Here is a 26,582-nt window from a genome sequence, read left to right as displayed (position 1 = left end):
GGTCAAACGTCCAGAAAATTCACCCTTCGTCCATTTCGGGCCCTGGCCTGCGATGATGTCGCCGATTTGATTGCCGAAGCTAAGGTGCGGGTGATTGGGGCGTCGTTGACCTGGACGGTGGTCTAGATCAGCGCGAGGTCGCCTCGCAGTTATGAGAGTCGGCCTGTGTAGTGACGTACCTCGCGCTCACTCGGTCGGGGAGCGGGCCGAGTCCATGCATGCGCAGAAGCGCTGGCCGCGGCGATTAGACTGCACCTGTGGCAGATATCGAGCAGCAGAGACCAGTTCTTGTCGTCGACTTCGGAGCGCAGTACGCGCAGTTGATCGCACGGCGAGTTCGCGAAGCCAAGGTCTACTCGGAGGTGATTCCGCACACCACGACCGTCGAGGAGATCGTGGCCAAGAACCCCTTGGCTGTTGTGCTCTCGGGTGGGCCCTCGAGTGTCTACGCAGACGGTGCGCCCAAGCTCGATCCCGCACTTTTCGATCACGACATCCCGGTTTTCGGAATCTGCTACGGATTCCAGGCCATGGCAGGCGCCCTCGGCGGCACCGTTGCCGAGACCGGCACCCGTGAATACGGCCGTACCGACATCGCGGTATCCGGTGGGTTGCTGCACGACGGACTTCCCGCGACGCAGCCGGTGTGGATGAGTCACGGCGACGCTGTCACCGAAGCGCCTTCCGGCTTCGAGGTGACCGCGACCAGCGATGGCGCTCCCGTCGCGGCGTTCGAGGATCGCGCCCGCAAGCTCGCCGGTGTGCAGTACCACCCCGAGGTTCTGCATTCGCCGCACGGTCAGCAGGTCCTGAGTCGCTTCCTGCACGAGATCGCCGGTATCCCGGCAGCGTGGACGGCGTCGAACATCGCCGATGCGCTGATCGAGCAGGTTCGCGAGCAGGTCGGCGACGGACACGCCATCTGCGGTCTGTCCGGTGGTGTCGACTCCGCTGTCGCTGCGGCTTTGGTTCAGCGTGCAATCGGCGACCGGTTGACATGTGTCTTCGTCGATCACGGTTTGATGCGAGCTGGCGAGCGCACGCAGGTCGAGCAGGACTTCGTCGCGGCAACCGGTGCGCGCCTGATCACCGTGGATGCCGCTGACACCTTCATCGGTGAGCTGGCAGGGGTCACCGATCCCGAGACCAAGCGCAAGATCATCGGCCGCGAGTTCATCCGCAGCTTCGAAGGCGCAGTCAGTGATGTTCTGGGCGAGAACGCATCTCACGGTGCGACCGTCGACTTCCTGGTCCAGGGCACGCTCTACCCTGACGTCGTGGAGTCCGGCGGCGGCACGGGAACCGCAAACATCAAGAGCCATCACAACGTCGGCGGACTGCCGGAAGACCTGCAGTTCAAATTGGTCGAACCGCTGCGTCTGCTGTTCAAGGACGAGGTCCGTGCAGTGGGCCGCGAACTCGGCCTGCCGGAAGAGATCGTCGGACGCCAGCCGTTCCCCGGTCCCGGACTCGGTATCCGCATCATCGGTGAGGTCACCCGCGATCGCCTCGAGATTCTGCGTCAGGCAGATTCCATTGCGCGCGAGGAGCTTACGTCTGCAGGCTTGGACGGAACGATCTGGCAGTGCCCGGTGGTTCTCCTCGCCGACGTCCGCAGCGTGGGCGTGCAGGGCGACGGACGGACGTACGGTCATCCGATCGTGCTGCGTCCGGTCTCGAGTGAAGACGCGATGACCGCGGACTGGACCCGTCTGCCGTACGAAACCCTCGAGCGCATCTCGACTCGAATCACCAACGAGGTTGCGGACGTGAACCGCGTAGTCCTCGATGTGACGAGCAAGCCGCCGGGAACTATCGAGTGGGAGTAAAAACTACTGTGCGCCTTTATTAACCCCCCGCGGTTAATAAAGGCGCACAGCAGTTACTTTCGGTTGCGCCGATTCGGCAGAATCACCAGCAGTAGTCCTGCCACGACGGCGGCACCGACGAACAGCCAACGGAATTGAATGTTCGCTGCCGGCGCCAGGGAGAACGGCCCGACCAACGCCCACACGCTGACCAACAGTGCGGCCAGTCCTGCGATCAGCAGAAGTGCCGAGGGGCGCTTGGACTCTCGGGTCTCGTCAGGGTCTGTCGTCTCGTCGTACTCGCTCATGATTGCGTCACCTTCAGACTGCCGAACGTGGCTTTGGCGTTGATGGTCAGTGTGGGCGAATCCGGTGTCACTTCACGACCCGGGTGTACCCCACCGTCGAGGCAACCGGATCCGTCACCCATGACGACGGTGCAGCTGTTCTTGACGTTGACGGTTGGCGGCACCATGACGGTGAACTCGCCGAACGACGCCGCGACGTCGATGGTCGTGTCCTCGGTGAACGTGACCCCGTTGAGGTCGAGAGTGAAGCTGCCGAAGGCTCCCGAGTACGACGGATCCAACTCGGAAGCTGTTGCCGGAGTCCACCTTTGCTCACCCGAGGCGTCGAACTCAATGGGGTAGACCAACGAGGCAAGCAGTACGAAGCCCACGAGCGGTCCGGTGACGACCAGCAGGCCGTATCCCTTTCGGAAGAATGCTCCGAGAATCAGACCGATGGCGATGACGGCCAACCCGACCGCGCCGACTCGGCCAGGAGTGAACCAGTCGTTGCCGGTTGCCGCGCCCGCAGCCCCGGTGACGGCGGCGACGATGATCGCGAGTCCGAGCACTGTCAGCGTCCAACGCGAGCGACGCTTACGCGGTGGCAACGGCAGCAGCGGCGTGGCCTTGACTGCCGGGTCCGGGAGATCCCAGGCGAACGGAGCAACACCGAGCGGATCCCAGGAGGGCGGTGTGATGGCGGCCTCGCCGATCACCTCGGTCGGATTGGTGGCGGCCGAAGCGCTGGGGTCCTTCGACAGGTCGATCGTCGGATGACCGGCCTGGGATTGCGGTGACTGCTGCGACTGTTCGGCCGGCCGTTCCTCGGGCACGTAGCTGTCGGGGAGTTTGGTGTACGGCGTGTACACGGGCGGCTGATTGGGTGCGAAGTATCCGGGAGTGAACGGACCAGGCGTGAATCCGGTTCCTGGATACGCGGTACCCGCGCCGACGTACGGCGACGTGTTCTGCGGCAGCGCAGGCGGGACGGGCGCTCGCTGGTAGAGCAGCCACAGGCCGCCGACCATCAGGATCAGCCCGATCAGTCCGGAGCCACCCAGACCGACGCCGACGGGCCCGACGGTCGTGGCCGCGATGGCGAGAGCCACCAACAAGACGATGGTCTTGGTACTGGAATCGGAACTGTGTCCGCGGCCCATCAACGACTGAGCGGGAGACGATCCGTCACCGGCGCGGGCGAGCACCAACCAGCCCGCGAGGTAGAGAAGGATGCCTGAGCCGCCGAAAATGGTGGAGGCGACAAAGGCCACGCGTACCAGAATGGGGTCGATGCCGTACCGGTATCCGATTCCGGCGCATACCCCGGCCACGTGACCTTGTGCCGGCAGACGCACGGGGCGGGTCCGCCACAGATCCTGGATCTGTTCTTGGAAAGTCGGATTGTTCATGAATCAATCCTGGCTTCCGGGGCGGCCTCCGCGCATCAGGGCCAACCCTGATCTTTGTGGCGCTCGCGGGTGAGGGTGGCGCCCTGATTCAGGGTTGGACCCTGATGTGTGTCTGCGTGGTTCGTGCCAGTATCGACTATGTGCAATATCTGTCAGCTCCACCGTTCGTGAGCGGTCCCGCTCCCGGGTTTCCGGGAGGCCCACCCGTCAACGGGGTACCGGCGTCTGCCGTACCCATGAAGAAGGGTGTGCCCATCCCGGGCGGCGTTCCGCTGCGAAAGTTGGAGCGACGCGCTGGCGGTCGAATCGTCGCCGGTGTCGCGGGCGGTATTGCCGATCATCTCGGTATCGACGTCCTGAAAGTGCGAGTGGCTTTCGCGATTCTGGCGGCGATGGCCGGGTCCGGCATCGTGATTTACGGCGCTCTCTGGATCTTCACCTCCGCAGGCACGGACACGCAGAAACCGTCCGCAGCCGAGCGGCAGAGGGCGTACGGATTGATCGCCCTCGGCTTGGGTGGCGCTGCTGCGTTGTCCTGGTTGTTCAGTGGCACGGCTGGTTCGGTGCTCGCGCCGTTCTTCGTCGTCGCGATCGGTGCTGCCTTGGTGTGGCGCGAGTTCGATTCCGACGGTCCCCGTACCGTCATCGGATTGCCGCAGCGGCCTACCGTTCTCACGTGGGCGCGGGTGGTCGGGGGAGCCACCTTGATCATCTTGGGTCTTGGCGTTGTCGTCCTTGCACAGGTCGACCTCGAAGCACTCCGCTCGTCCCTGTTGGCCGTGGTCGTGACGCTGATCGGTGTCGGTTTGTTGACGGTGCCGCTGTGGCTGCGGATGTGGAGGGCTCTCGGCGCCGAGCGTGCGGCTCGCATTCGCAACGACGAACGTGAAGAGATCGCGTCGCATCTGCACGACTCCGTACTTCAGACTTTGGCTCTGATTCAGAAGCAGTCCGACAACCCGCAAGAGGTGGCGCGCCTGGCCCGCGGTCAGGAACGCGAACTGCGTAAATGGTTGTTCAGCGGCGGCGACATCGACCACACGAGCCTGACGGAAGGCCTGAAGATCATCGCCGGTGAAGTGGAAGACCAGCACGGTGTCACGGTCCGTCCCGTCACGGTCGGCGACGTACAACTCGAAGGTGAAGGCGTGGAGAACGGCCTGCCGAAGGAGGCGTTCACCGCGCTCCTCGGTGCGACGCGTGAAGCTCTCGTGAACTCGGCAAAGCACTCGGGGGAGATGGAAATCAATCTGTTCGCCGAGGTCGAGGGCGACCAGGTCAGTGTGTTCGTTCGTGATCGCGGCGTCGGATTCGACGTCGACGCGGTGCCGGAGGATCGCCAGGGGCTGGCCAAGTCGATTCGTGGCCGCATCGAGCGGCGCGGTGGCCGCGTCGTAGTTCGATCCGACATCGGAAAGGGCACCGAGATCCGCGTGCACATGCCGCTGGGTGACTCTGCTCTAAAGTGGGACCAGACTGCTGACCGTGTCGACAACCCCGAGGAACAGCCCCAGTGACTTCGCTTGCGCCGCCCCCGTACCGCGTATTTCTTGTCGACGATCATGCAGTGTTCCGCTCCGGGGTGAGGGCCGAACTCTCGCGCGAGGCAGACATGGACGTCGTCGGTGAAGCAGGTGGCGTCGCGGAGGCGATCGCGGGTATCAACTCGACGAAGCCGCATGTCGTACTGCTCGATGTCCACATGCCCGACGGTGGCGGAGTGGCAGTTCTGCGCGGAATCGATTCCGGCCCGGTGTGCTTGGCGCTCAGCGTTTCCGATGCCGCCGAAGACGTGATCGCGGTAATCCGCGGCGGTGCGCGCGGATACGTGACCAAGACGATCTCGGGATCCGAACTTGCCGAGGGCGTGCGACGCGTTGCCGGTGGTGACGCGGTGTTCGGGCCGCGCCTGGCAGGCTTCGTGTTGGACTCCTTCACCGGACGCTCCAATGCACCGGAGCCGCAACTCGATCCGGAACTCGACTCGCTCACTCCACGAGAACTCGAAGTGCTCAGATTGCTGGCACGTGGGTACACCTACCGTGAAATCGCCGAGGACTTGGTGATTTCCGTGAAGACCGTCGAGACTCACGCATCGAATGTTCTGCGAAAGACTCAGCAGTCCAATCGCAATGCGCTGACGCGTTGGGCACATCGCCGCCAGATCGACTGAATTTCCGCGCGCTCTTTCGCGATTGCGCGTGAGGGCGCACCATGGAGCGATGACGGAACCACTGGCGCTCGCGTCGAGACGTGGGCGTTGGGTTGTCGCCGCCACCGTTCTCGGCTCCAGCATGGCTCTCCTCGACGGAACCGTCGTCAACATTGCTCTGCCGCACATCGGTGAAGACTTGGATTCCGGTGTCGCCGGACTGCAATGGACGCTCAGCGGCTACACCTTGGCGTTGGCATCGCTGATACTCCTCGGTGGCGCTCTCGGCGATCGGTGGGGTCGGCGACGGGTATTCGTGTGGGGGACGGTCTGGTTCGCGGTCGCGTCGTTGCTGTGCGGAATAGCACCAGACATCACGTTTCTGGTGATTGCACGGATCCTGCAGGGAGTGGGGGCTGCGCTCTTGACGCCTGGCAGCCTTGCCATCATTTCCGCGTCACTTCGCGAGGAGGACCGCGGCGCGGCCATCGGCTTGTGGTCGGGCTTGGGTGGCGTCGCCGGCGCTGTCGGTCCGCTTTTCGGTGGTTGGCTGGTGGAAGTGGCGGGATGGCGATCCGTGTTCCTGCTCAATATTCCGTTGGCGATCGTGGTGGTGTGGGCAGCGGTGCGCCACGTACCGGAGAGCCGCGACCCGCATCCGCCCGAGCACCTGGACGTGGTCGGATCTGCCTGCGCAGTAGTCGGTCTCGGCGCGCTGACGTACGGGCTGATCGAAGTCAACCCGATAGTCGGGCTGGTCGGGGTGCTCGCGCTGTGCCTGTTCGTTGTGGTGGAACGTCGGTCACCGAGTGCGTTGGTGCCGCCGTCCCTGTTTCGTTCGCGGATGTTCGTTGCGGCCAATCTGGTGACCCTTGCGGTCTATGCGGCGCTGGGCGGTGTGTTCTTCCTGCTCGTGCTGCAATTGCAATTGGTTGCGGGGTACTCGCCGGTGGCTGCCGGCGTCGCAACGGTGCCGATCACCTTGGCATTGCTGCTGTTGTCTTCGCGCGCGGGCAGTTACGCGCAGACTCACGGACCGCGATTGCCGATGACGGTCGGGCCCGCCGTTGCCGCGGTGGGGTTGGTGTTGATGACGCGGATCGGCCCGGATGCGTCGTACCTGACCGTCGTGCTGCCGGGAGTTCTGGTGTTCGGGCTCGGCCTGGCGGTGATGGTGGCGCCGTTGACCGCCGCGGTGCTCGGCTCGGTGCCGGTGGAGCAGTCGGGAATCGCGTCCGGTGTGAACAATGCCGTTGCCCGGACGAGTCAACTTCTTGCCGTTGCCGCCCTGCCGGCCTTAGTGGGGATCGACGCCGAGAGCCTGGTCGATCCGACGAGTTTCTCCGACGGATTCCGATACGCGATGTACATCTGTGTGGCGCTGCTGTTGGTTGGTGCCGTGATCGCCGCGGCGCTGATCCGTGCTCCGATTGCGGAGCCGGTTCAGGAAGCGGATTCGGTTGCCTGCAAGCCGCATTGCGATCTGACGGGTCCTGCAGTGCAACCGAATCCGATCGCGGACTAGACGCTGATGTCGCGGTCTCGGCTGGGCACCAAGGGGATTGCTGCGGCCGGAAATGCCGCGACTATCGCGAAGGCGAGCGGGTAGCCGACCGCGCCGATCAGCGCACCGACCACCGGGCCCACTGCTGACGCGGCAATGAACTGCCCGGTGTTCTGTGCGCCCAACGCTTTTCCTTGCCATTTCGGCCCGGCTGCCTCGGCGACGGATGTGAACGCCAAACCGTTGTCGGCGACACTGACGGTGGTTGCCAGCAGCAGAATCAGGGCCGGAACGCCCCAAGGCGCTGCGTCGGCCGCCGCCATTGCCAACATGACCGCAGATGCAGAGACGGCAACCAACCGCAGGGGGCCTACTCTGCTTCCGGCACGGTCACTCCAGATACCGACGACGATGCGTCCGAGCGCGCCCACGAACTGGGAGATCCCGATCAGGAGTCCCGCGGGCGCAGCATCCCATCCTTGTTCGCTGATCAGCCAGACCAGACCGAACGTCGAGAGGGTGAACTGCGGAAACACCAGCAGTGCCGAGACGACGTGGATGCGCCAGAGGAACCAGTTCGAGCGATAGGGGTTGACCGTCTCGACCGGGATATCGGTGGGCTGCGCCGCCGGTCGCGGGGGATTGACCAATGCGGCAGCGCAGATCAGGGCGAGAACGCCGTTAAGTGCTACCGACAGTCCGACGGCCCAACCGATGCCGACGTTGGCGGCGAGGGTCGGGATGGTCAGCGACGCAATGGTCACGCCCAAGGGCTGTGACATCTGCCGGATACCCATGGCGAGGCCGCGCCGATCCTTGGGGAACCAGCCGACCACAACACGTCCACTGGCAGCGTTGGTGCTCGCCGCGGCCATGCCGCCCAGCAAGAACGCGATCCCGAGGAGGGCGTAATCGTCGGTGGTTGTCGCCGCCAGCGCAGCGATCGCCGTCAACGCAAGTCCGATGGAGATGACCCATTTCTCACCGAATCTGTCGGCCATCGCGCCCCAGGCCACCAGCGTGAGAACCATGCCGAAAGTGGGTGCAGCGGCCAGGGTTCCGGCCTGCGTCAACGAGAGGCCGTGCTCGGAATGCAGTAGTGGGATCAAGAAGGCGGGGGTGCTGACGAAGACGGTGCCTGCTGCCTGGGCGGCGACGCCGATTCCGAGCATCGTCCACGCCTTGGGGGAGACGGCCGTCTTGTCCAACCGCGACGCCTGCGTCATGGTGCCCTCCGATTTCTACGCTGTTCGACGATACTGACGCTACTCGCGTAGTTTCACATGTTGAAACCAGAATCCCACTATTTGGTCGGATGTGGGCGGTCTGGGGTGCGAGGTGCCCACCCCTTTTCGAGCGAACGGTACGACGATCGCCTTGGGTGCGCTGAAAGGTACGTTCGCTCGGGAAGGGGTCAGCGACGGGGCAGGCGAACCGTGAAGACCGTGCGCCCGTCCACCTGGTCGACGCCGATGGTGCCGCCGTGCAAATGCACGTTCTCGACGGCGAGGGAGAGTCCGAGTCCGCTGCCCTCGCTGCGTCCGCGCGCGGTGTCGACCTTGTAGAACCGCCGAAAGATTGCCTGCCGATCTTCGGGTGAGATGCCGGGGCCGTGGTCGACGACGGTGATGACGGAGAAACCGGGTTCGACACTCAACTCGACGCGAACCGGCGGCGCGCCGTGGCGCAGTGCGTTACCGACGAGGTTGGCGACGACGATGTCGATTCGGCGCGAATCCACTCTGGCACTGACGTTTTCAAGTGCGCGGAGTTCGACGGTTTCGATCCAGCCGCGGCTCTCGAGTGTGCGCTCGGTCAATTCGACGAGGTCGACGTCGTCGAGGACGAGGCGCGCCTGTTGTGAGTCGTGGCGCGACATTTCGATCAGATCTTCGACGAGTCGAGTGAGTTTGCCGATCTCACTGCTCACGATGCGCGCGGCAGCGGCGGCGTCCGGCGGAAGGTTGGGGATCTCTTCGCGGAGGATCTCACTGACGGGCACCAGTGCGGCGAGCGGCGTTCGAAGCTCGTGGGAGACGTCGGCGACAAACCTTCTCGACTGCTCTTCCGATTCTTCGAGCCCACGGATGACCGCTTCGTTGCGAGCGACCATGTTGTTGAACGTTGTTGTGACCTGCGCAAGTTCGGCTACTCCGTCTTCGGGGAGCCGGACGCTCAGGTCGCCGTCGGCGGCGCGGGCGGCGGCCTCGTCGAGGCGTTTGAGTGGGCGGACAAGCGTCGACGCGATCCACAGCCCGAGCAGACCGCTTACCAACACACCGGCGGCGAGGGTGAGACCGACAGCTCGAAGCAGGTCGTCGAACTTGTCCTGCACTCCTACCAGCGGCCGGATGGTGACGGCTTTGACCAGTGTCTCGTTGTCGTAGCCGTCGTCTGCAGTCATGTCCACGACATTGACCGACATTCCCAACATGATGCGCTGGGAGTCGAGTCTCTCGAAGCGGATCAGTTTGGGACTGTCCAAACCCTCTTCGAAGCTGGGTGGGATCGTTGCCGCATCCACTGATCCTTGACGGATGACTTCCCCGTCGACGATCAGAGTCATGTCGGACTGGAAGATCTGGTCGAGGGTGTCAGGTGTCAACCCGTCGACCGGCGGTCCGTTGCTGTACTGCAGTTCGTCGCGAAATTGTGCCGTCGCCACGTCCTGAGCGTTGGAATAGATCCACGACCGCGCCATGAACGAGACGACGCCTGCGGTTGCCCCGGCGATGATCACGACGATTGCGATGAACACGAGCACGAGCCTGGTCCGCAGACCGTCGACCTGAAGCCAGGTCGGTCTCATCGGGCTGGGCTGGTGTTGAAGCGATACCCGAACCCGCGCACCGTTTCGATCACGGTCGGTGTGGCTGGGTCGTCCTCGATCTTTCCGCGCAGTCGTTGCACCGCTGCATCGACGATTCGGGAGTCGCCCAGGTATTCCTGGTCCCAAGCTGCGGACAACAACTGCCGGCGGCTGAGGACCTGCCCTGGGTTCTCGGTCAGTGCCAGTATCAGTCGGAGTTCGGTCGGAGTCAGGGTCAGCAGCGTTCCGGCCTTGCGGACCTGCAATGACGAGCGATCCAATTCCAGGTCGCCGAACGTCTCTGCACCCGGCGCTGCATCCGGACGCGTCGTTGCTGGTGCCGAGCGCCGCACGACGGCTTTGATCCGAGCGTCGAGGACACGCGGACTGGCCGGTTTGACGACGTAGTCGTCGGCACCGGCCTCGAGGCCGGCAACAGTGTCGATGTCGTCGGATCTGGCGGTCAGGATGATGATCGGGATGGAACTGCGAGTGCGGATGCGTCGACAGATCTCATAACCGTCGGCTCCTGGCAGCCCGAGGTCGAGTAGGACGAGGTCCGTGGCACCGAGGGCGTCGTCGAAATCGCAGTTACCGTCGGGGCGATGGCTGACGTTGTGCCCGAGTCGGTTCAGCCCCAACGTGATTGCCTCGGCCACCGCTGGATCGTCTTCTATGAAAAGAATGCTCACCATGCGCTCACCTTGGACTCGCCATGATCAGGGGCCTTCTGCGGTCGGAGGAATCTCGGTCAGCCAAGGGTACAGGGGTCACACTCTCGAAAGTCGCTCGTTGCCCGAGTCCGCCAGCACCGCGTGCCGTGCGACGCTGGTGTTCAACGGAAATGCCGACACAGCAAGGGTGTAGCAGCCGACGAGCAGTAGCGCACCGATCACGTCACTCGGCCGGTGCCATTGCAACACGACTACCGAGATCGCCGTTCCGATAGTGAGCAGCGCGCCGTTGACTGCAACGACTGCCCGCCACCTCGAGGGCGTGACGAGCACGATCGCGCAGACCAGAGCAGCGATGGCCGTCAGAGTGCCGCTGGGGAAGGAATTGTGCATCACCAGACCGTTCAGGTCCGGTCGATCCAACGATTGTTTGAGAACCCAGGCCGTCGTGATGGGACCGAGGGTCACGACGACGACGCGTAGTGCCAGCGCAATCGGGTTGTTGCGCAATGTGATCATGAGCGCCACGAGCACTCCTCCCACTATCAGTATCGGAGTGACGAGGCCGATGAACTCGGTGGAGAAAACACCGAGGCCTTCTGCGGTGGCCGCGCCCACCATGAGTTGTTGGTCGACGATCTGGCCACCGGTCGTGTTGACTGCCAGTTCGAACTCGATGACTCCGAGGATCAGAAGTGCCAGTGCGGCAATCAGTCTCGATGGTTTGACTCGTGTCATGATCAGCCTTCCGCTCTCTCGTCCGAAGGGTTGCTCAATTGGGGCGGGCATTCCCCGCCGGGAGTGGTCGCCAACTCGAAATGCCACATCTCGTTGGCGTAGGTCTGACAGAGGCCGTAATCGCTGCCGTGCTGGATGAGCCAGTCATCGGCATCGGTCGGTCCGATGTCGACGGCCTGTCCGCTGACATGCTTCGACAGACTCGGGGAGTGCACCCACTTGGACGCTTCGTCCACGCTGCCGTACTTGACGACGGCTTCGTCGAACAACCGCTGTTGATACGCAGCGGATCGCCAACCCGAACTGACGTGCATGGCAACCCCGGATGCCTGTGCGTCGGCCGCTGCCGACTGCAACGCCGCGAGTAGGGCGGAATCGAGACGGGCCAGAGCCGGCACGTGAGTGTCCTGCAAGCTGATGCCGCCCTCGATCTCGCCACCTGCTGGCCCTGAATCAGGCTGAGTGGCAAGGTAGTTACCGCTCTTGGGCTTTGCTTCTTCCGTGTACGAGCACGCGCTGAGCGTGAGCGTACCGAGTGCGACTGCACCGAGTGCGACGAGGCGGATGATTCCGCGATGGCTGGGCATACGACAGAGACTGCTCGGTCAGTGTCACCGACAGGTGGTCACCGTTCGTCGACGGTGTCACGGTCTGCAACAGCTCTGTAACAGGACGGAACGGTGCTGGTGAGGATGTGTTAAGCAGGGCGCGGAATCGATGCGAAAGTCGACAGTTCGAACCACGAAGGCAAGCTGCGACGCAATGCTGCGGGCCCCGAAATGGTGACGTCGCCAGACCGTATGGCGTCCGACCAGGTCAGGTTACCGCGCCAGATCTCGGTCATCGGTCGCAAGCCTGCGGCGACCGACACTGCGACGTCGAAACCCGGATCGATATCGCACATGTCTACTTCGCCGGAATTGATGACGAGCCACCAGTGTCGTGAATGTCCACGTACTCCGGAGAAAACGAACTGCACCACGGTCTTGCCGTCGGGCACCACGGAGTGATCCACGCGGCGATGCATGTCCCAGAGCAGCAGTTTCGGATCCAGGTCTTCGTCGCCCAGCTCGCCGATCCACCGGGTACCCCAGATGCCGAGAGCTTCGACCACAGGCCGCAGTTCGCGGCCGGCGTCGGTCAGACGATAGCTGACGACGCAGTCGGTTTCTTCTCGCTCGACGATGCCGGCAACTGCAAGTTGGTGCAGTCGCGTGGAGAGCAATGTCGGTGACATTCGCGGAAGTCCGCGTCGGAGATCGTTGAAGTGCTCGCTTCCCATCATCAGTTCGCGCAGGAGAAGCAGTGTCCACCGCTCGTCGAGTAGCTCCATCGCCTTGGCGACGGGGCAGAACTGGTGGTACGAGGACCCCATCTCTCGATCGTAGGCCTCTGGGATGCTCCGGTACAGATTTCGTACTGGAGAGGGGCGAACAGCCGTCGTAGCGTCGAAGTAACGGCATCGACGTTTGTCGGCTAGAAGTACGAAAAAGATTGAAGGAGAACCGTAATGAGTGAATCAACGGGAACGCTCGGGCTGGATCGCGAGCTGAAGGCCAAGCACCGGGCCATGTGGGGTCTGGGTAACTATCCGGCGGTAGCGGCGCAGGTCATTGCGGATCTCGGGCAGGTACTGGTCGGCGAGTGCGGCGTGCAGGAAGGTGATCGCGTGCTGGACGTCGCGGCGGGGTCGGGCAATGCGGCGATCCCGGCGGCCGCATTGGGTGCGCAGGTGATCGCCACCGACCTGGCTCCGGAATTGTTCGTGGCCGGAAAGGAGGCCGCTGCGCTCGCCGGCGTCGAACTCGATTGGCAGGAAGCAGATGCCGAGGCTCTTCCCCTCCGCGACAACGAGTTCGACGTGGTGCTCTCGTGTGTCGGCGTGATGTTCGCACCGCATCACCAGCGCGCCGCGGACGAGCTTCTGCGAGTGTGTCGATCCGGCGGAAAGATCGGGGTGCTGAGTTGGACTCCGACGGGATTCATCGGCGAGATGTTCAAGACGATGAAGCCGTACGCGCCGCCGCCGCCTCCCGGAACCCAACCGGCGCCGTTGTGGGGTGACGAGAACCATGTTCGTGATCTGCTCGGCGATGTCGTCATCAGGAAAAACGTCCTGCGTGTGGACAGATTCAGTGGGCCGGAAGATTTTCGTGACTTCTTCAAGAAGAACTACGGCCCGACCATCGCGGTGTACCGCAACATCGCCGACGACCCGGCGCGGACGCAGGCGTTGGATCGAGATCTGCTCGAGTTGGCGAAAAAGTACGGCAGCGGAAGCGAGCCCTTCGCGATGGAGTGGGAGTACCTGCTGGTCACCGCGACACCCGACAAAGGAGGTGTGTGATGACGACGGTCGAGTTCGCGCCGCTGCAATCGGCGGTCACAGGTTCTGTGTTCGGTCCCCGAGATCCGGAGTACGACGACGCCAGATCGATCTGGAACGGACAGATCGATCACCGGCCGGCGGTGATCGCCAGGTGCAGGTCGGCGTCGGATGTGTCTGTGGCACTTGCATTTGCCAGAGCCCACTCGTTGGAGGTCTCGGTCAGAGGTGGCGGGCATTCCTACCGAGGCACGTCGGTGTGTGAAGGCGGTGTGATGATCGATCTCAGTGCGATCAACGTAGTCAGCGTCGCCCCGACCGCGAAGCGAGCCAGGGTCGGTGGTGGTGCAACGATCGCCGACCTCGACACGGCGACGCAGGAACACGGCTTGGCAGTGACCGGCGGAGTGATCAGCGATACCGGTGTCGGTGGCCTGACTCTGGGCGGTGGCATGGGGTGGTTGACGCGCACGCTCGGCCTGGCGATCGACAACCTGGTGTCGGCAGAGGTGGTACTTGCCGACGGTTCGATCGTGCGAGCCTCCGAGAACGATCACAGCGACTTGTTCTGGGCACTGCGCGGCGGTGGCGGAAACTTCGGGGTGGTCACCGAATTCGAGTACCGTTTGAGCGAGATCGGTCCGGAAGTGCATCTGGGACTGTTCTTCTGGGGGATGGAGGACGGACCCGCAGCGCTTCGTCTGTGTCGCGAGGTGGTGCCTGCCCTGCCGAGAAATGCCGGTGCGATGGTTGCCGTCAGTTTGTCCGCGCCACCGGCGCCGTTTGTCCCGGATCAATTTCACCTACTGCCCGGCTACGCCTTGCTGGTAGCCGGTTTCGGATCGGAAGAGGAACACTCGAATGCGATTGCGCCGATTCGAGAGGGCTTGCCGACGCTTTTCGAGTTCGTCACCCCGCTCCCGTACATCGGGTTGCAGTCGATGCTCGACGAATCGGAGCCGTGGGGTGCGTACGCCTATGAGAAGGCTTTGGATCTGGTGGATTTCTCCGACGACGTGATCGATGTTCTGACCGAACAAGCGGGCAAGAAATCGTCGCCGATGTCCTTCATGCCGATCTTTCCGCTGCAGGGAGCTTTCACTTCCGTCGGCGAGGACGACACTGCGTTCGGTGGTTCTCGCACACCGCATTACGTGTGCAATATGACGGCGACGGCAACCGATGCCGGGACGCTGGAATTGGACCGATCGTGGGTGCGTGAGACCTGGGAAGCGTTGCGTCCGTTCTCTTCCAACCAAGGCGGGTACGTCAACTTCATGACCGATGTCGACGAGAACCGGGTGCGAGCTTCCTACGGCGCGGCGAAGTACGCGCGATTGTCCGCGGTAAAAGCGAAGTACGACCCGGACAACGTGTTTCACCTCAACGCGAACATCCTGCCTGCGTGAAGCTTGTGCTCAGACCGTGAACACCGGTCAGACAGTGAACACCAGAATGACGACGATCAGTGCGGCCAGGATGATGACGGCAACCATGCCGGTCATGGCGAGGGGAGCCCAGGCCACTACCTTGTCTCGGGTGCTGGCATCGGCGGGGCCGGTCGGTATCCGCGGCGGCCAGGAGAACATGTCCATCGGACTGGGAACGTTTCGCAAAGGCGTGTTCTGTTGCACTGCAGGAAGTCCGGTGATCGTGGAGCCGGTCAGGCGATTGCGACGGTGTGGGTCGGCGAGTTGTGTGGTCCGGTGCGCCCAGGCCGGCACGGCACCCTCGGACGAGTAGACGGGAGCGTCGATCAACTGCTCGATCGTGCCGCCGCCTGTCGCGGCAGCGGCGAGTGCGTCGCGTGCCTGAACCATCGTCGGCCGGCGGGTGGGGTCGGGTTCGAGGAGTTGAAGAAGAACGTCGGTGAGGGGTCCGGACTTGGTGGGGCGGTAGATCTCGGCCTTGGCGACCCGGTGCAGGAGGGCGATGGCGTCGGAGTCGATGCCGAAGGGCGGTTGACCCTCGATCACGGTGTAGAGCGTCGACCCGAGTGAGAAGACGTCACTGGCCTCGGTGGGATCATCGCCGCGGGCAACTTCGGGTGCGAAGTACGCGGGAGTGCCGGTGATGACCTCGTCCTGGGAGTCGGACACGTCGCTCTTTGCGCGGGCGATGCCGAAGTCGCTGATCTTGACGGTGCCGAGGGACTTGCCTCGATCTGCGATCAGGATGTTGCCTGGCTTGATGTCGCGGTGGACGATGCCGGCGGCGTGCGCTTCGGTGAGTGCCGCAGCGATCTGTGCGCCGATCTGCGCGACCTCGAGCGGTGGCAACGTGTCGGCCAGGTTCATGGCCTGGGCGAGGCTGCGGGCCGGGAAGTACTCCATGACCAACCACGGTTCGCCGGACTCGATCGCGACGTCGTACATGGCGATGGAGTGGGGATGGGTGAGCTTTGCGGCGTTCCTGCCCTCGCGCAATGTACGTTCGCGGACCTCTTCGGCCGTTTCGGTGTCGAGGCCTTCCGTGCTTGTGACTTGTTTCACCGCGACGTCACGGCTGAGGAGGGTGTCGCGGGCCAGCCAGACGGCGCCCATCCCTCCGTCGCCGATCTTGGAGCGGAGTCGGTACCGCCCCGCCAGCAGGTATTCGGGCCCGATGCCCCTCCCGGTCTGCTCCTGAGCTGTCACATCTCAAGGTTAATGGATTGATGCCACTGTGACGCTCGAGGCTCCTGTGAACTGGGATTTTTGCTCTGCTTGACGTGTCGGGGGTGACACGGTTTACTGAAAACAGTTCGAAAATATGTTCGAAATTGCTGTTCGTTGAATGCATGTCAGACCCGACTTCCCCGCGGTTTGCCGGCTGGTTATGGATTGCTGCCGAGTGAGTTTTTCCGGTGTTCCGGAGGATGGGGATGACCGAGGTGACCGAGTTGGTGGAGCTGTCGGCAGATGCGGCGGGATTGTCCCGTCAGGATCGGCTGGCGCAGCTCCGCCGACAGATCGCGTCCATTCCCTCTCGGGGCGATACGTCGTTCTCTGGACCGAGCGTGTCGGTGGCTGGTGTGTCCGTCGCTGGTGTTTCCGAGACAAGTGCAGCAGCGTCCGAGAGTGTTGCGGACAGGGACAGGCCGGTCGTGGACCGCGCGCACAAGGCTGGTGTTCTCCCGGTGCCGGAAGGTATCGGGGCATTGTTGCCGCAGGGTGGTTTGGTACGCGGAACCGTGGTGTCCGTCGACGGCGCGGCATCCTTGCTTTTGGGATTGGTCGCGTCGGTGACGGCGTCCGGAGGGCATGTGGCAGTCATCGGGCAGCCTCGACTGGGATTGCTGGCGGCGTACGAGATGGGTGCGCAACTGGAACGTCTGGCACTCGTTCCGGCGCCTGGTCCGGATCCGGTCGAGATTGCCGCTGTGCTGCTCGACGGTATGGATCTGGTGATTCTGGGATTGGCGGGTGCATCGGTATCCCCGTCGCGTGCTCGGGCGGTAGTGGCACGCGCTCGAAGCAAGGGCTCGACTCTTGTTGTCACCGAAGGTCACTGGGACGGTGCTGAGGTTCGCTTGGACGCTCGGGTTCATGGTTACGGTGGGTTCGGTCAGGGCCGGGAGTTGGGGCGTGGTCGGCTCAATTCCCTGAGCCTCGCGGTTCGTGCTCGGGGGCGCTCGTTCCAGCCCCGGACCACGCGTCTGGACATCTGCAGTGCAGCCGGGCGGGTCGAGTGGGTACCTTCTCGGCCGGTCGAGGGTGTGATGTCGAAGGTGGTGTCGGAGCAGGTGGTGTCACTGTGAGCAGAGTTCTGGCGTTGTGGTGCCCGGATTGGCCGGCGGTGGCAGCGGCAGCACTTGCCGATCTTCCGGCAACGCATCCCGTCGCGGTCACCTCGGGTAACCGTGTGATCGCATGTTCGGCGACGGCTCGTGCGGAGGGTGTTCGCCGAGGCCTACGACGACGCGAGTCGCAGGCCCGCTGCCCGGAACTGTATGTGGCGACGGCAGATCCGGAACGCGACGCCAGATTGTTCGAGCCGGTGGCCGCGGCCATCGATGCGGTGGCACCGGGCGTCGAGGTACTCCGTCCTGGTTTGTTGGTGCTCAGCGCACGAGGTGTCAGTCGGTACTTCGGTTCGGAGGAAGCCGCGGCGGAACGATTGGTGGATCAGGCATCTGCTGCGGGCGTCGAGAGCCAGGTGGGGGTGGCGGATCAACTGTCCACCGCGGTCATTGCCGCGCGCCGGGCAGCGCTGGTGCCGCCGGGGGAGGGAGCACGGTTTCTGGCGCCGCTACCCATGCCGGAGTTGGCGGCCGAGCCCAGCCTGTCTGCACCGCATCGCGGAGAGTTGGTGGATCTGCTGCGCAGGCTCGGGATCAGGACCATCGGTGCTTTCGCGGATTTACCGGCAGTGGACGTCGCTTCGCGTTTCGGCGCTGATGCGGTGCTCGCGCATCGTGCGGCGCGTGGTGAACCCGAGCGGCCACCGTCGGCGCGGACGCTTCCGCCGGATCTGGAGGTGGAGCAGCATTACGATCCGTCGATCGAGCGGGTGGATGCCGCAGCGTTTGCCGGGCGCGCGTTGGCAAGTCTGCTGCATGACAAGCTGTCCGCCGCCGCAGTGGCGTGCACCCGTCTGTCGATTTCGGCCAGCACGGGTAACGGTGAAAATCTTTCTCGGACTTGGCGTTGCGCCGAACCTCTGACGCCGGAGGGAACGGCCGATCGAGTGCGATGGCAACTGGACGGCTGGCTCACCGGGCGCAGTGAGACCCGGCCGACCGCAGGTATAGCTGTGTTGCGTCTGGAACCGGTGGAGGTGGTCAGTGCCGGTGCCTTGCAGTTGGGGCTGTGGGGCGGTGTCGGCGACGAGGAGGAACGAGCCAGGCGAGCATTGGTGCGTGTGCAAGGTCTTCTGGGCGGCGAATCGGTTCAGGTCGGTGTCCTGAGCGGTGGGCGAGGGCCCTCGGAGCGAATTACCTTGTTGCCCTTGGGTGACGAGCGGGTAGCTGCTCACGATCCGACAGCCCCGTGGCCGGGTCGTCTGCCGCAACCGTCTCCGGGGTCGATCTTCGTCGACAATCCCAAGGTGTGGCTGGGGGATGCGGCCGGCAACGCCGTGTACGTCACCGAGCGCGGTGTCTTCAGTTCGCAGCCGGGAAGGCTGAAGTGGGGGAGTAAGGAATGGGCAGTGCAGGGATGGGCCGGGCCCTGGCCGGTGGACGAGCGATGGTGGGACGCAGCTTCGGCACGCACGGCGGCGCGGGCTCAGGTTCTGCTGGAGGAATCGCGGGCGTTGCTGATGATCTGTGAAGGCGGTGGATGGTCGGTGGAGGGTGTGTACGAATGAGCTCACAGGTATAGCCAGCTGTACCGGCCATGGTCGAGTCGGCTGTACGAACAGTTGGGGCGTTGGCACCATCGCCATGCCGACGTTCGGATCCTAGCGTTGATGACATTCGAAAACTCACTGTTGCAATGATTCTCGTCGTTGTAACTCTTCACGAGGAGTGTCATGAAAACGGCGGGCCGAGCTGACGTTTCCGGAACCGATCGACTTCACTACGCGCTGACGGAACTGCACGACGCACAACTTCTGGCGTACGACGAGTCCGGCGAAGGCCGGATCGTGGAGGTGTTCGGCGATGTCGCCACAGCCGAGCACATCGTCATCTTCGTCCCGGGTAACGACAACGGACTGGGAAACTACTTCGACGAGAACCGTCCGACCGGACCACGCGCGAGCGGATGGACACTGGGAAGGATGCTCCGAACGCTCGGGCGGAACGACCACGTCGCGGTGATCGTGTGGGTCGGTTATCGGACGCCGTGGGGATTTCTCGAGTCGTTCTCGCGGACGCTCGCAGAACGTGGTGCGATCGATCTGGCGCGATTGACTCGCATCCTGCCGCGTTCGGCGCATGTGACGCTCGTCGGACACAGCTACGGGGCCGTGGTGTGCGGACTCGCCCTCCCGTCGGCGCGAGTAGACGATTGTGTGGTGCTCGGGAGTCCGGGCATGGGGACCAGTTCTCGCGAAGACCTGTGCTTTGCCGGAAATCTCTGGGCTGCTCTGGGGCCCTCGGACTGGATCCGGTATTTCCCGCGCGTGAAGATCGGTCGCCTCGGGCACGGTCCGTCTCCAGTACGGGCGCAGCACGGAGCCTTTGTTTTCGGCACCGGTTCCATTCGAGGGCATTGCGGATACTTCGCCGACCCAAGCGAGTCGCTGCGCAACATCGCGAGGATAGGGCTCGGTCGCTACGACGAGGTCACGCGGCCAGGGGAGTTGCCACCTCGGCTGACCGCGTCAGCAATTCGCGAGGACAGGTCTATCCTGGGAACTCGTGAGTGTCGCTAACGTACGAAGTGCCGGCGGAGTCCAGATCAGCTACCGCGATTCCGGTTCGCATCCCGGTGTCGCCGATCTGCCTCCGGTAATCCTCGTGCACGGGATGGGCGGCGACAGCGGTACCTGGGACAAGTTCGCGCGGACCTTGCGATCGCGCAACCGACGAGTTGTCTCGGTCGATCTTCGCGGCCACGGACGGAGCGCTCGGGCGTCGTCGTATCTCTTCGACGAGTTCGCCGACGACGTCATGGACGTGTGTGATCATCTCGAACTCGACCAGGTGGATCTGGTCGGTCATTCGCTCGGCGGGCACGCGGCGTCGTTGATCGCTCAGAAACGCCCCACGGCGGTGCGGAAGTTGGTCATCGAGGAAGCGCCGTTGCCACTACGCGCAGGTGACCCGGAACAGGTGTTCGCGAGGAAATTGCCGAGTGTGCCAGAACTGTGGCACGCCACAACAAGTTTGGTGCGGCATCCGCGCGCGGCGCTGACGTTCGATCGCTCGATGACGCGATCCGCGCTCGAGCAGTTCCGCCGACCGGATCCGCAGTGGTGGGATCGGTTGTCGCTCATCGAGGCTGACATGTTGTTCCTGCGTGGAGGTCTGGGCGGGATGGTGGACCCCGTTCGCCTCGACGCTGTTGCAGCCACCGTCGCACGCTGCGAGTTGGTCTCGTTCCGTACCGGACACAGTGTCCACCGCGACGGTCATCGCCAATTCGAATCCGTTGTGTTGCCGTTCATTTCCTGAAAGCGCAATATCCGATCGGTCCCGCCGCGTACCCATCCGAAACGTGTGTGGCACCGAATGTACTTCCATGCATACCAACGGCAACGACTGGTCCGCACACGAATACGTCGACGCGGTAGCACGATCGGTTCACGGCGAGACTGTCCGATGGCCACAGGCGCCGAGCATGGATGCGGTGATCGTCCTTCCCGTTCATGCCAGAAACCATCCGGGGAAGACCGCAGTTCTGCTCTGGAATCACGACTTCGGTTGGTCGTGGGGCGTCGAGGAGTCCGACGTGCGAAGGACGATTTCGATAGTCGACACCCTCGGCATCGGCCGGACTCCGGATCCGCTGCGCTGTGCGGATCGGGTTATCGAGCTGATCAGCGCCCAGACAGTTTGCTCGCGCATGTGTAGCGAACACTGATTCGGTCAACTCTGGGGCCACAACGGCTCCGAGAGGACGACGCCCGTGAACCCAGAGAACGTTCCAGCCCCGCTTTGTCATTCATTGCCGCGCCGGACGTTCCTCGGTGGCGTCGGTGCTCTTGTCCTCGCCGGAGTGGCAGACGTCGCAACCTGCGCGGCGAGCGCGGCGCCGGTGAAAGCAGCGCCCGCCGATCGGTTTCCGCAGAAACCCAACATCGTTGTCATCATCACCGATCAGGAGCGCCGGCCGATGTACTGGCCGCAAGGCTGGGCTGATCAGAATCTGCCCAACCGCAAGAGGATTGCCGATCACGGGCTGACGTTCGACCAGGCAGTGTGCAATACCGCGATGTGCTCGCCCAGTCGCAGTACGTTCTTCACCGGCCTCTATCCCGCGCAGCACGGGGTCACCAGAACCCTCACCGAAGGCGGCACTGTCTCACCCACCGAGCCACAGTTGCAGGTCTCCGAACAGAACATGGCAAAACTGCTGGCGTCGGCGGGCTACAACGTTCAGTACCGGGGGAAGTGGCATCTGAGCAAAGGCGTCGAGGGTGGTGATCCGACAAGTAACGATGTAGCGGGATTCGGCTTCGAAGGGTGGATTCCCCCCGACGCGGGTCAGGACACCAATCCGGACCACTTCGGTGGCGGCTGCGCAGACCATGATCGCCGTGTTGCCGAGGAGGCAGTCGATTTCCTCTCCGGACCTGCCGTCACCTCCGGGCAGCCTTGGGCGCTGATCGTCTCGTTCGTGAATCCACACGACGTACTCGCGTACCCCCAGACTTGGAATGCGATGAACGGAACGTGCGACAACTATGGATCGGACGCGCCCGGCGCCTTCGAGCAAGGTATCGACTTACCACCCACCTTCGACGAGATCCTGGCACTCAATCACAAACCGACAGCGCAGGTTCAGTCGGAATTGCTGCTCGCAGCCGGACTCGGACCGCTGCTCGGGCCCGATCAGGCGCGCAACTACATCAACTTCTACGCCTACATGCACAAGGTGGTCGACGAGCACATCGGCAGCGTGCTCGACGCGATCGAAGCCACTCCGCAGATGCTCGACGACACGGTGATCGTTCGCATGTCCGACCACGGGGAGATGGGGATGAGCCACGGAGGTTTGCGGCAGAAGGTGTTCAACGCCTACGAGGAAACACTGCGCGTTCCACTGGTCATCAGCAATCCCCTGCTGTTCCCCGAACCTGTTCGGACCGACGCCCTGGCATCGTTGATCGACGTGATGCCCACTCTCGCCACGCTCGCCCAAGTGCCGGCGCGTGAATCGTGGAACTTCCTGGGTACCGATCTGACACCGGTCATCGTCGACGCCGCCGCCTACCCACAAGGTCCCAGCGCGCAGGTTCAGGACACGATTCTGTTCACCTACGACGATCAGAACTGTGCGACGCCCGACGGTCAGAACATCGTCACGCAGCCCAATCACATCCGCTGCATCCGGGAGAGCCGATGGAAGTACACGATGTACTTCGATCCTGCGGGAGTTGCTGCGCCGCAATACGAACTGTACGACTTACAAGCCGACCCCTTGGAACTGAACAATCTCGCCAATCCGCTCAACATCGGCTCGTATCGGCCGGATCTGGCGGCGCAGATGAATGCCAAGCTCTTCGCAGTGATGGAGACGAAGGGCGTTTCTCTGAAGGAATAGATCGAATTTCGTCAAAACTGATTCACGTTTCAGTTCTGCGGGCATGCTGGTGGGGCATCTGTCTTCGGTTCGGGAAGAAGGAATGTCATGACTGTCACCTCGCCGGGGCGAGAAGGTTTCAGTTCTCTTCGGTCGGGAGGGTTGAACTGGGATTCGTTCCCACTCCGATTGTTCACCAAGGGAAATGCCAAATTCTGGAACCCAACCGACCTCGATTTTTCGCAGGATGCCCGTGACTGGCAGGAGCTGACCAGCGAACAACAGCGCAGCGCCACCTTCCTGTGTGCGCAGTTCATCGCCGGTGAAGAAGCCGTCACCGAAGACATTCAACCGTTCATGAAAGCGATGTCGACCGAGGGGCGATTCGGCGACGAGATGTACTTGACGCAGTTCTGTTTCGAGGAAGCCAAGCACACCCAGGTCTTTCGGCTGTGGATGGACGAAGTGGGTCTGACCAGTGACCTGCATTCCTACGTCGCCGAGAATCCGTACTACCGGCAACTGTTCTACGAGGAGTTGCCGTCGTCGCTACGCATTCTGGAGACAGACCCCAGCCCGGTCAACCAGGTGCGTGCCAGCGTCACGTACAACCATGTCATCGAGGGCAGTCTGGCGTTGACGGGCTACTACGCCTGGCAGAAAGTCTGTGCGACACGCGGGATTCTGCCGGGGATGCAGCAATTGGTGCGAAAGATCGGCGACGACGAACGACGGCACATGGCGTGGGGAACGTTCACCTGCCGCAGGCACGTCGCCGCCGACGATCACAACTGGGACGTCGTCCAGCAGCGGATGGGCGAACTCATGCCCATGGCACTGGGAATGATCAACTGGGTCAACGATCAATTCGAGGTGCAGCCGTTCGGTTTGGACAACCAGGAGTTCCTCGAGTACGCCGCAGACCGTGCGCAACGCCGACTTTCGGCGATCGAGTCCGCGCGCGGGCGCGACGTCGCCGAGATCGACCTCGACTATTCCCCGGAGACTCTCGAGGAAAAGTTCGGGGAAGAAGATGCCGCTGCGATGAGTGAGGCAGCCGGCTGAACTCGAATTCTATTGGGGCCAAGCCGAGTTCTGGATGACCTCGACGAAATCGATGTGCCGAAATCCCGGTACGAAATGCTCGAGCACGTCACCGTTGACCGTTCCGAATGTGCTCTCGGGGCGGTGCTTGAAGCCGTCGGTGAAGGCTTTCAGAATCTGATTCTTGAAATCCGGACGGGGGTGGGCCGCGGTGACGGCGTCGATCTCGGCCTGGTCGAGTTCGTTGTACCCGATTCCGAGTACGTCGGTCTCCACGCCCGCTGTCACCAAGGCGATTTCGGGCTCCAGTCGCGAGGGTACCTCGGGCGTCGTGTGCAGAGCGATGCTCTCCCACACTGTGCGGATGTCGGTTTCGTCGACTCCGTAGCCGGTGAGGAACTGTCGCGCTTCGTCTGCTCCGTCCAATTCGAATCGTGACGTACTGCCCCGGAATTTCTCGGTGAGACCCAGGTCGTGGAACATGGCACCGACGTAGAGCAACTCGGGGTCGGCGTGCAGACCCAGACGCGTTCCTTGAAGTGATCCGAAGAGGAAGACGCGTCGCGAGTGGTGAAACAGTAACTCGGATGCCGTATCTCGTACCAGGTCGGTGGCGTCGGCAGCCATCTTCGAATCGGGGATTTTCACACCGGCAATGATCGTGTTCATCGGTACCTGCTCTGCTCGTCGCTGCTGCGAATTCTCGGTCCATCCCAGTGTCGGTCGAGCACGCACGCGGTCGCACCCTGATCTCGGCCATACTGTCCACAGATCAGGACGAAGGAGAGCGCATCGTGACCGCAGGGCATCGAGTTGCCGTCCTGGTGTTCGACGGCGTCAAACTGCTCGACGTCGCAGGTCCGAGCGAGGTGTTCGCAGAGGCCAATCGCGGCGGGGCGAACTACGAGTTGGTGATCTGCTCGGTAGGTGGGCACGATGTCGACTCGTCGACCGGGATGCGCATTCCGGTCGACTGTGACGTCGTAGATTCCGGTTCCTTCGACACGTTGCTGGTCATGGGTGGTGACGTGTTCCCGTCCACGCCGGTGAGTCCGGAACTGCGTGAGGCGGCGAGTGACCTGGCAGGGCGGTCGGATCGGGTTGCCTCGATTTGTACCGGAACATTCATCCTTGCAGCGAGTGGATTGCTCGACGGACGCCGCGCAACCACGCATTGGCAGCACACGGCGACGTTAGCGCGTGCCTATCCGCAGATCACGGTGGTTCCCGACGCCATCTTCATCGAGGACGGCACGGTGTTCTCGTCTGCGGGCGTGACCGCCGGGATCGACCTCGCGCTCGCATTGCTCGAGCGTGATCATGGTGCAGAAATGGCTCGACGCGTCGCGCAGCTTCTGGTGGTTTTTCTCCAGCGTCCAGGTGGGCAGTCACAGTTCTCACCGTCGCTGAGCGGGCCGCGGCCACGAGTGCCGGCTCTTCGCGCAGTGGTCGATGCGGTGGCAGCGGATCCGGCGGGGGAGTACTCGGTCGACGAACTGGCTGCCTTGGCGCACCTGAGCCCGCGGCACCTGACGAGGCTCTTTCGTGAGGAGCTCGATACGACGCCGGCCAAATACGTCGAGTTGATCCGTTTCGATTCCGCGAAGGCGCTTCTCGATGCCGGCCACTCGGTGACCGATGCCGCGCAGTTGGCGGGATTCGGCAGCTCGGAATCCTTGCGTCGAGCATTTTCGACGCATCTCGGAATCTCGCCGCAGGTGTACCGTCGTCGTTTTCAAGCATTCGGCTAGGACTGGCTCTCGTGCTTTCCCTGTGGTGGGTTCATACCCTGCTTGTCGAGCCAGGCCAGGCTGTAGTCGGCGATCTCACGCCAGCCGTGGTCGATGGTCAGTGAGTGACCCCGATCGCCGAAGACCTTGTATTCGTTGACCGTCGGCGCCTTGGCGTACTTCTTGAACGAGCTGTCCGAACTGGCTTTCGGTACCGTGCGATCCTTACCGCCGCCGATCATCAGCAGTGGCCCGCGGCGGGCGTTGAAATCCACTGCAGCGGGGCTGTGGGGCGCGAAGTTGGCGAGTGCTGCCTCGAACAACGGCCGTCCGGGGGCGGGAATTGCATACTGTTCGAACAAGGCGTCGGACTCGTCCCTGGACACGGCGCTGGCGAAGGATTTGTGGAACGATTTTCTGTTGTGTGAGTAGGCCTTCCGGTAGTTGCCGGGGTTGGACAGGATAGGGAACACGCTGCCCAGTTGAACGAGAGGAAGTTTCAACACACCTTTGGGCTGAGCGGGGTCGATGGCAATTGCCGCAGTCGCCAACTCCTGGCCCAGCAGTTTCTGGGCGATCAAGCCTCCGAACGAGTGCCCGATCACGATCGGTGGTTCGTCGAGATCTGCGATCACCTTTGCGTAATGATCCGTCACGTCCTCGATGCCGTGTCCCGCGATGTCCTCCGGATGTTCACGCGTCTCACCCACCGTCGACGCATCCCCTGGCCATCCGGGTGCCATCGTGGAGTACCCCTGCGCGTTGAAAACCTGCGCCCAGGGATCCCACGTGGTCGGGTGCATCCAGAGTCCGTGGATGAACAGAACAGTCGGGTTGGACTTGGGCGACATTCGCGCTCCCCGCTATCGGACCGATGATCGATACGGGATGCCCGCTTTTTGCGGACTCATTCACCAGTGACCAGATCCTCGACAGAGGTCATTGTCACTCGTCCGTGATCAGGCGGTAAATGACGTATATGGCA

General features: G+C 63.0%; 25 protein-coding genes. 14 read left to right on the top strand and 11 right to left on the bottom strand.

Features of this window, described 5'->3' with window-relative positions; translation table 11 throughout:
- The first annotated feature begins 257 nt into the window (after positions 1-257).
- The gene (guaA, locus tag DBV08_RS03540; protein ID WP_020969072.1) at positions 258-1,829 is read left to right on the top strand and encodes a glutamine-hydrolyzing GMP synthase; all 1,572 of its coding nucleotides are present in this window, start codon (positions 258-260) and stop codon (positions 1,827-1,829) included.
- A 53-nt stretch (positions 1,830-1,882) separates the two neighbouring features.
- Here guaA and DBV08_RS03535 read toward each other — a convergent pair whose 3' ends face one another.
- Complete coding sequence (locus DBV08_RS03535; RefSeq protein WP_095968932.1) at positions 1,883-2,116, bottom strand: hypothetical protein; 234 nt, start codon at positions 2,114-2,116, stop codon at positions 1,883-1,885.
- The gene (locus DBV08_RS03530; protein WP_124566528.1) at positions 2,113-3,507 is read right to left on the bottom strand and encodes a PspC domain-containing protein; all 1,395 of its coding nucleotides are present in this window, start codon (positions 3,505-3,507) and stop codon (positions 2,113-2,115) included. The genes DBV08_RS03535 and DBV08_RS03530 overlap by 4 nt, the downstream gene beginning before the upstream one ends.
- A 236-nt stretch (positions 3,508-3,743) precedes the next feature.
- On the opposite strand from DBV08_RS03530, the gene DBV08_RS03525 reads away from it, so the two are divergent.
- The 3 genes from DBV08_RS03525 to DBV08_RS03515 are packed head-to-tail and all read left to right on the top strand — an operon-like array spanning position 3,744 to position 7,184.
- The gene (locus DBV08_RS03525; protein WP_095969254.1) at positions 3,744-5,024 is read left to right on the top strand and encodes an ATP-binding protein; all 1,281 of its coding nucleotides are present in this window, start codon (positions 3,744-3,746) and stop codon (positions 5,022-5,024) included.
- Complete coding sequence (locus tag DBV08_RS03520; protein ID WP_003940972.1) at positions 5,021-5,680, top strand: response regulator transcription factor; 660 nt, start codon at positions 5,021-5,023, stop codon at positions 5,678-5,680. Before DBV08_RS03525 ends, DBV08_RS03520 begins: the two co-directional genes overlap by 4 nt.
- Positions 5,681-5,729: 49 nt before the next feature.
- A complete protein-coding gene (locus DBV08_RS03515) occupies positions 5,730-7,184 on the top strand; it encodes an MFS transporter (protein WP_124566527.1) in 1,455 nt (484 codons plus the stop codon).
- Here DBV08_RS03515 and DBV08_RS03510 read toward each other — a convergent pair.
- From DBV08_RS03510 to DBV08_RS03485, 6 genes are all read right to left on the bottom strand, one after another.
- Complete coding sequence (locus DBV08_RS03510) at positions 7,181-8,389, bottom strand: MFS transporter (protein WP_124566526.1); 1,209 nt, start codon at positions 8,387-8,389, stop codon at positions 7,181-7,183. The two genes, DBV08_RS03515 and DBV08_RS03510, sit on opposite strands and share 4 nt — an antisense overlap.
- 188 nt (positions 8,390-8,577) lie before the next feature.
- Complete coding sequence (locus DBV08_RS03505) at positions 8,578-9,972, bottom strand: ATP-binding protein (RefSeq protein WP_124566525.1); 1,395 nt, start codon at positions 9,970-9,972, stop codon at positions 8,578-8,580.
- Entirely contained in the window at positions 9,969-10,667 is a 699-nt protein-coding gene (locus tag DBV08_RS03500; RefSeq protein ID WP_124566524.1) for a response regulator transcription factor, read from the bottom strand. The genes DBV08_RS03505 and DBV08_RS03500 overlap by 4 nt, the downstream gene beginning before the upstream one ends.
- A gap of 75 nt (positions 10,668-10,742) precedes the next feature.
- On the bottom strand, positions 10,743-11,384 hold the full coding sequence (locus DBV08_RS03495; RefSeq protein ID WP_124566523.1) for a phosphatase PAP2 family protein: 642 nt from the start codon (positions 11,382-11,384) through the stop codon (positions 10,743-10,745).
- A gap of 2 nt (positions 11,385-11,386) precedes the next feature.
- Positions 11,387-11,971, bottom strand: a complete 585-nt coding sequence (locus DBV08_RS03490) for a M15 family metallopeptidase (protein ID WP_124566522.1) — start codon at positions 11,969-11,971, stop codon at positions 11,387-11,389.
- Positions 11,972-12,081: 110 nt separating this feature from the next.
- Positions 12,082-12,759: a helix-turn-helix domain-containing protein gene (locus tag DBV08_RS03485; RefSeq protein WP_095968940.1), complete on the bottom strand. Its 678-nt coding sequence runs from the start codon at positions 12,757-12,759 to the stop codon at positions 12,082-12,084.
- Positions 12,760-12,894: 135 nt separating this feature from the next.
- Between DBV08_RS03485 and DBV08_RS03480 the strand changes: the two genes are divergently transcribed.
- Complete coding sequence (locus tag DBV08_RS03480) at positions 12,895-13,731, top strand: class I SAM-dependent methyltransferase (RefSeq protein ID WP_124566521.1); 837 nt, start codon at positions 12,895-12,897, stop codon at positions 13,729-13,731.
- Positions 13,731-15,119, top strand: a complete 1,389-nt coding sequence (locus DBV08_RS03475) for an FAD-binding oxidoreductase (RefSeq protein WP_185564414.1) — start codon at positions 13,731-13,733, stop codon at positions 15,117-15,119. Before DBV08_RS03480 ends, DBV08_RS03475 begins: the two co-directional genes overlap by 1 nt.
- 27 nt (positions 15,120-15,146) lie before the next feature.
- On the opposite strand, the gene DBV08_RS03470 is transcribed toward DBV08_RS03475, so the two are convergent.
- Entirely contained in the window at positions 15,147-16,346 is a 1,200-nt protein-coding gene (locus DBV08_RS03470) for a serine/threonine-protein kinase (RefSeq protein WP_124566519.1), read from the bottom strand.
- Positions 16,347-16,573: 227 nt separating this feature from the next.
- On the opposite strand from DBV08_RS03470, the gene DBV08_RS03465 reads away from it, so the two are divergent.
- The 7 genes from DBV08_RS03465 (at position 16,574) to DBV08_RS03435 (ending at position 23,888) form a co-directional block, all read left to right on the top strand.
- Positions 16,574-17,449 carry a hypothetical protein gene (locus tag DBV08_RS03465; protein ID WP_124566518.1) on the top strand — a complete coding sequence of 292 codons (876 nt, stop codon included), beginning with the start codon at positions 16,574-16,576 and terminating at the stop codon, positions 17,447-17,449.
- Positions 17,446-18,999: a DNA polymerase Y family protein gene (locus DBV08_RS03460; RefSeq protein WP_095968945.1), complete on the top strand. Its 1,554-nt coding sequence runs from the start codon at positions 17,446-17,448 to the stop codon at positions 18,997-18,999. Before DBV08_RS03465 ends, DBV08_RS03460 begins: the two co-directional genes overlap by 4 nt.
- Positions 19,000-19,164: 165 nt before the next feature.
- The gene (locus DBV08_RS03455) at positions 19,165-20,010 is read left to right on the top strand and encodes an alpha/beta hydrolase (protein ID WP_124566517.1); all 846 of its coding nucleotides are present in this window, start codon (positions 19,165-19,167) and stop codon (positions 20,008-20,010) included.
- The gene (locus tag DBV08_RS03450) at positions 19,997-20,752 is read left to right on the top strand and encodes an alpha/beta fold hydrolase (RefSeq protein WP_124566516.1); all 756 of its coding nucleotides are present in this window, start codon (positions 19,997-19,999) and stop codon (positions 20,750-20,752) included. Before DBV08_RS03455 ends, DBV08_RS03450 begins: the two co-directional genes overlap by 14 nt.
- A gap of 67 nt (positions 20,753-20,819) precedes the next feature.
- Positions 20,820-21,161 (top strand): DUF6292 family protein, encoded by a 342-nt coding sequence (locus DBV08_RS03445; RefSeq protein WP_095968948.1) that lies wholly within the window; start codon positions 20,820-20,822, stop codon positions 21,159-21,161.
- A 45-nt stretch (positions 21,162-21,206) separates the two neighbouring features.
- Positions 21,207-22,844 (top strand): sulfatase-like hydrolase/transferase, encoded by a 1,638-nt coding sequence (locus tag DBV08_RS03440; protein ID WP_124566515.1) that lies wholly within the window; start codon positions 21,207-21,209, stop codon positions 22,842-22,844.
- Between the two features lie 87 nt (positions 22,845-22,931).
- Positions 22,932-23,888 carry a R2-like ligand-binding oxidase gene (locus tag DBV08_RS03435; protein WP_095968950.1) on the top strand — a complete coding sequence of 319 codons (957 nt, stop codon included), beginning with the start codon at positions 22,932-22,934 and terminating at the stop codon, positions 23,886-23,888.
- A gap of 9 nt (positions 23,889-23,897) precedes the next feature.
- On the opposite strand, the gene DBV08_RS03430 is transcribed toward DBV08_RS03435, so the two are convergent.
- Complete coding sequence (locus tag DBV08_RS03430; RefSeq protein ID WP_124566596.1) at positions 23,898-24,536, bottom strand: HD domain-containing protein; 639 nt, start codon at positions 24,534-24,536, stop codon at positions 23,898-23,900.
- 125 nt (positions 24,537-24,661) lie between these two features.
- Here DBV08_RS03430 and DBV08_RS03425 point away from each other — a divergent pair, with 125 nt between their 5' ends.
- Entirely contained in the window at positions 24,662-25,618 is a 957-nt protein-coding gene (locus DBV08_RS03425; protein WP_124566514.1) for a GlxA family transcriptional regulator, read from the top strand.
- Here the strand turns inward: DBV08_RS03425 and DBV08_RS03420 are convergent.
- Complete coding sequence (locus DBV08_RS03420; RefSeq protein ID WP_124566513.1) at positions 25,615-26,448, bottom strand: alpha/beta hydrolase; 834 nt, start codon at positions 26,446-26,448, stop codon at positions 25,615-25,617. The genes DBV08_RS03425 and DBV08_RS03420 overlap by 4 nt on opposite strands.
- Positions 26,449-26,582: the final 134 nt, after the last annotated feature.

Origin of the sequence: Rhodococcus sp. KBW08 (assembly GCF_003852455.1) — a bacterium.
Lineage (GTDB): Bacteria > Actinomycetota > Actinomycetes > Mycobacteriales > Mycobacteriaceae > Rhodococcus_F > Rhodococcus_F baikonurensis.
This window is presented reverse-complemented; position numbering and strand designations above follow the sequence as displayed.

Coding starts and splice junctions, on each gene's coding strand:
- DBV08_RS03535 (WP_095968932.1), bottom strand. CDS start 2,116: ATGAGCGAGTACGACGAGACGACAGACCCTGACGAGACCCGAGAGTCC.
- DBV08_RS03530 (WP_124566528.1), bottom strand. CDS start 3,507: ATGAACAATCCGACTTTCCAAGAACAGATCCAGGATCTGTGGCGGACC.
- DBV08_RS03525 (WP_095969254.1), top strand. CDS start 3,744: ATGAAGAAGGGTGTGCCCATCCCGGGCGGCGTTCCGCTGCGAAAGTTG.
- DBV08_RS03515 (WP_124566527.1), top strand. CDS start 5,730: ATGACGGAACCACTGGCGCTCGCGTCGAGACGTGGGCGTTGGGTTGTC.
- DBV08_RS03510 (WP_124566526.1), bottom strand. CDS start 8,389: ATGACGCAGGCGTCGCGGTTGGACAAGACGGCCGTCTCCCCCAAGGCG.
- DBV08_RS03505 (WP_124566525.1), bottom strand. CDS start 9,972: ATGAGACCGACCTGGCTTCAGGTCGACGGTCTGCGGACCAGGCTCGTG.
- DBV08_RS03500 (WP_124566524.1), bottom strand. CDS start 10,667: ATGGTGAGCATTCTTTTCATAGAAGACGATCCAGCGGTGGCCGAGGCA.
- DBV08_RS03495 (WP_124566523.1), bottom strand. CDS start 11,384: ATGACACGAGTCAAACCATCGAGACTGATTGCCGCACTGGCACTTCTG.
- DBV08_RS03490 (WP_124566522.1), bottom strand. CDS start 11,971: ATGCCCAGCCATCGCGGAATCATCCGCCTCGTCGCACTCGGTGCAGTC.
- DBV08_RS03485 (WP_095968940.1), bottom strand. CDS start 12,759: ATGGGGTCCTCGTACCACCAGTTCTGCCCCGTCGCCAAGGCGATGGAG.
- DBV08_RS03480 (WP_124566521.1), top strand. CDS start 12,895: ATGAGTGAATCAACGGGAACGCTCGGGCTGGATCGCGAGCTGAAGGCC.
- DBV08_RS03475 (WP_185564414.1), top strand. CDS start 13,731: ATGACGACGGTCGAGTTCGCGCCGCTGCAATCGGCGGTCACAGGTTCT.
- DBV08_RS03465 (WP_124566518.1), top strand. CDS start 16,574: ATGACCGAGGTGACCGAGTTGGTGGAGCTGTCGGCAGATGCGGCGGGA.
- DBV08_RS03455 (WP_124566517.1), top strand. CDS start 19,165: ATGAAAACGGCGGGCCGAGCTGACGTTTCCGGAACCGATCGACTTCAC.
- DBV08_RS03445 (WP_095968948.1), top strand. CDS start 20,820: ATGCATACCAACGGCAACGACTGGTCCGCACACGAATACGTCGACGCG.
- DBV08_RS03435 (WP_095968950.1), top strand. CDS start 22,932: ATGACTGTCACCTCGCCGGGGCGAGAAGGTTTCAGTTCTCTTCGGTCG.
- DBV08_RS03430 (WP_124566596.1), bottom strand. CDS start 24,536: ATGAACACGATCATTGCCGGTGTGAAAATCCCCGATTCGAAGATGGCT.
- DBV08_RS03420 (WP_124566513.1), bottom strand. CDS start 26,448: ATGTCGCCCAAGTCCAACCCGACTGTTCTGTTCATCCACGGACTCTGG.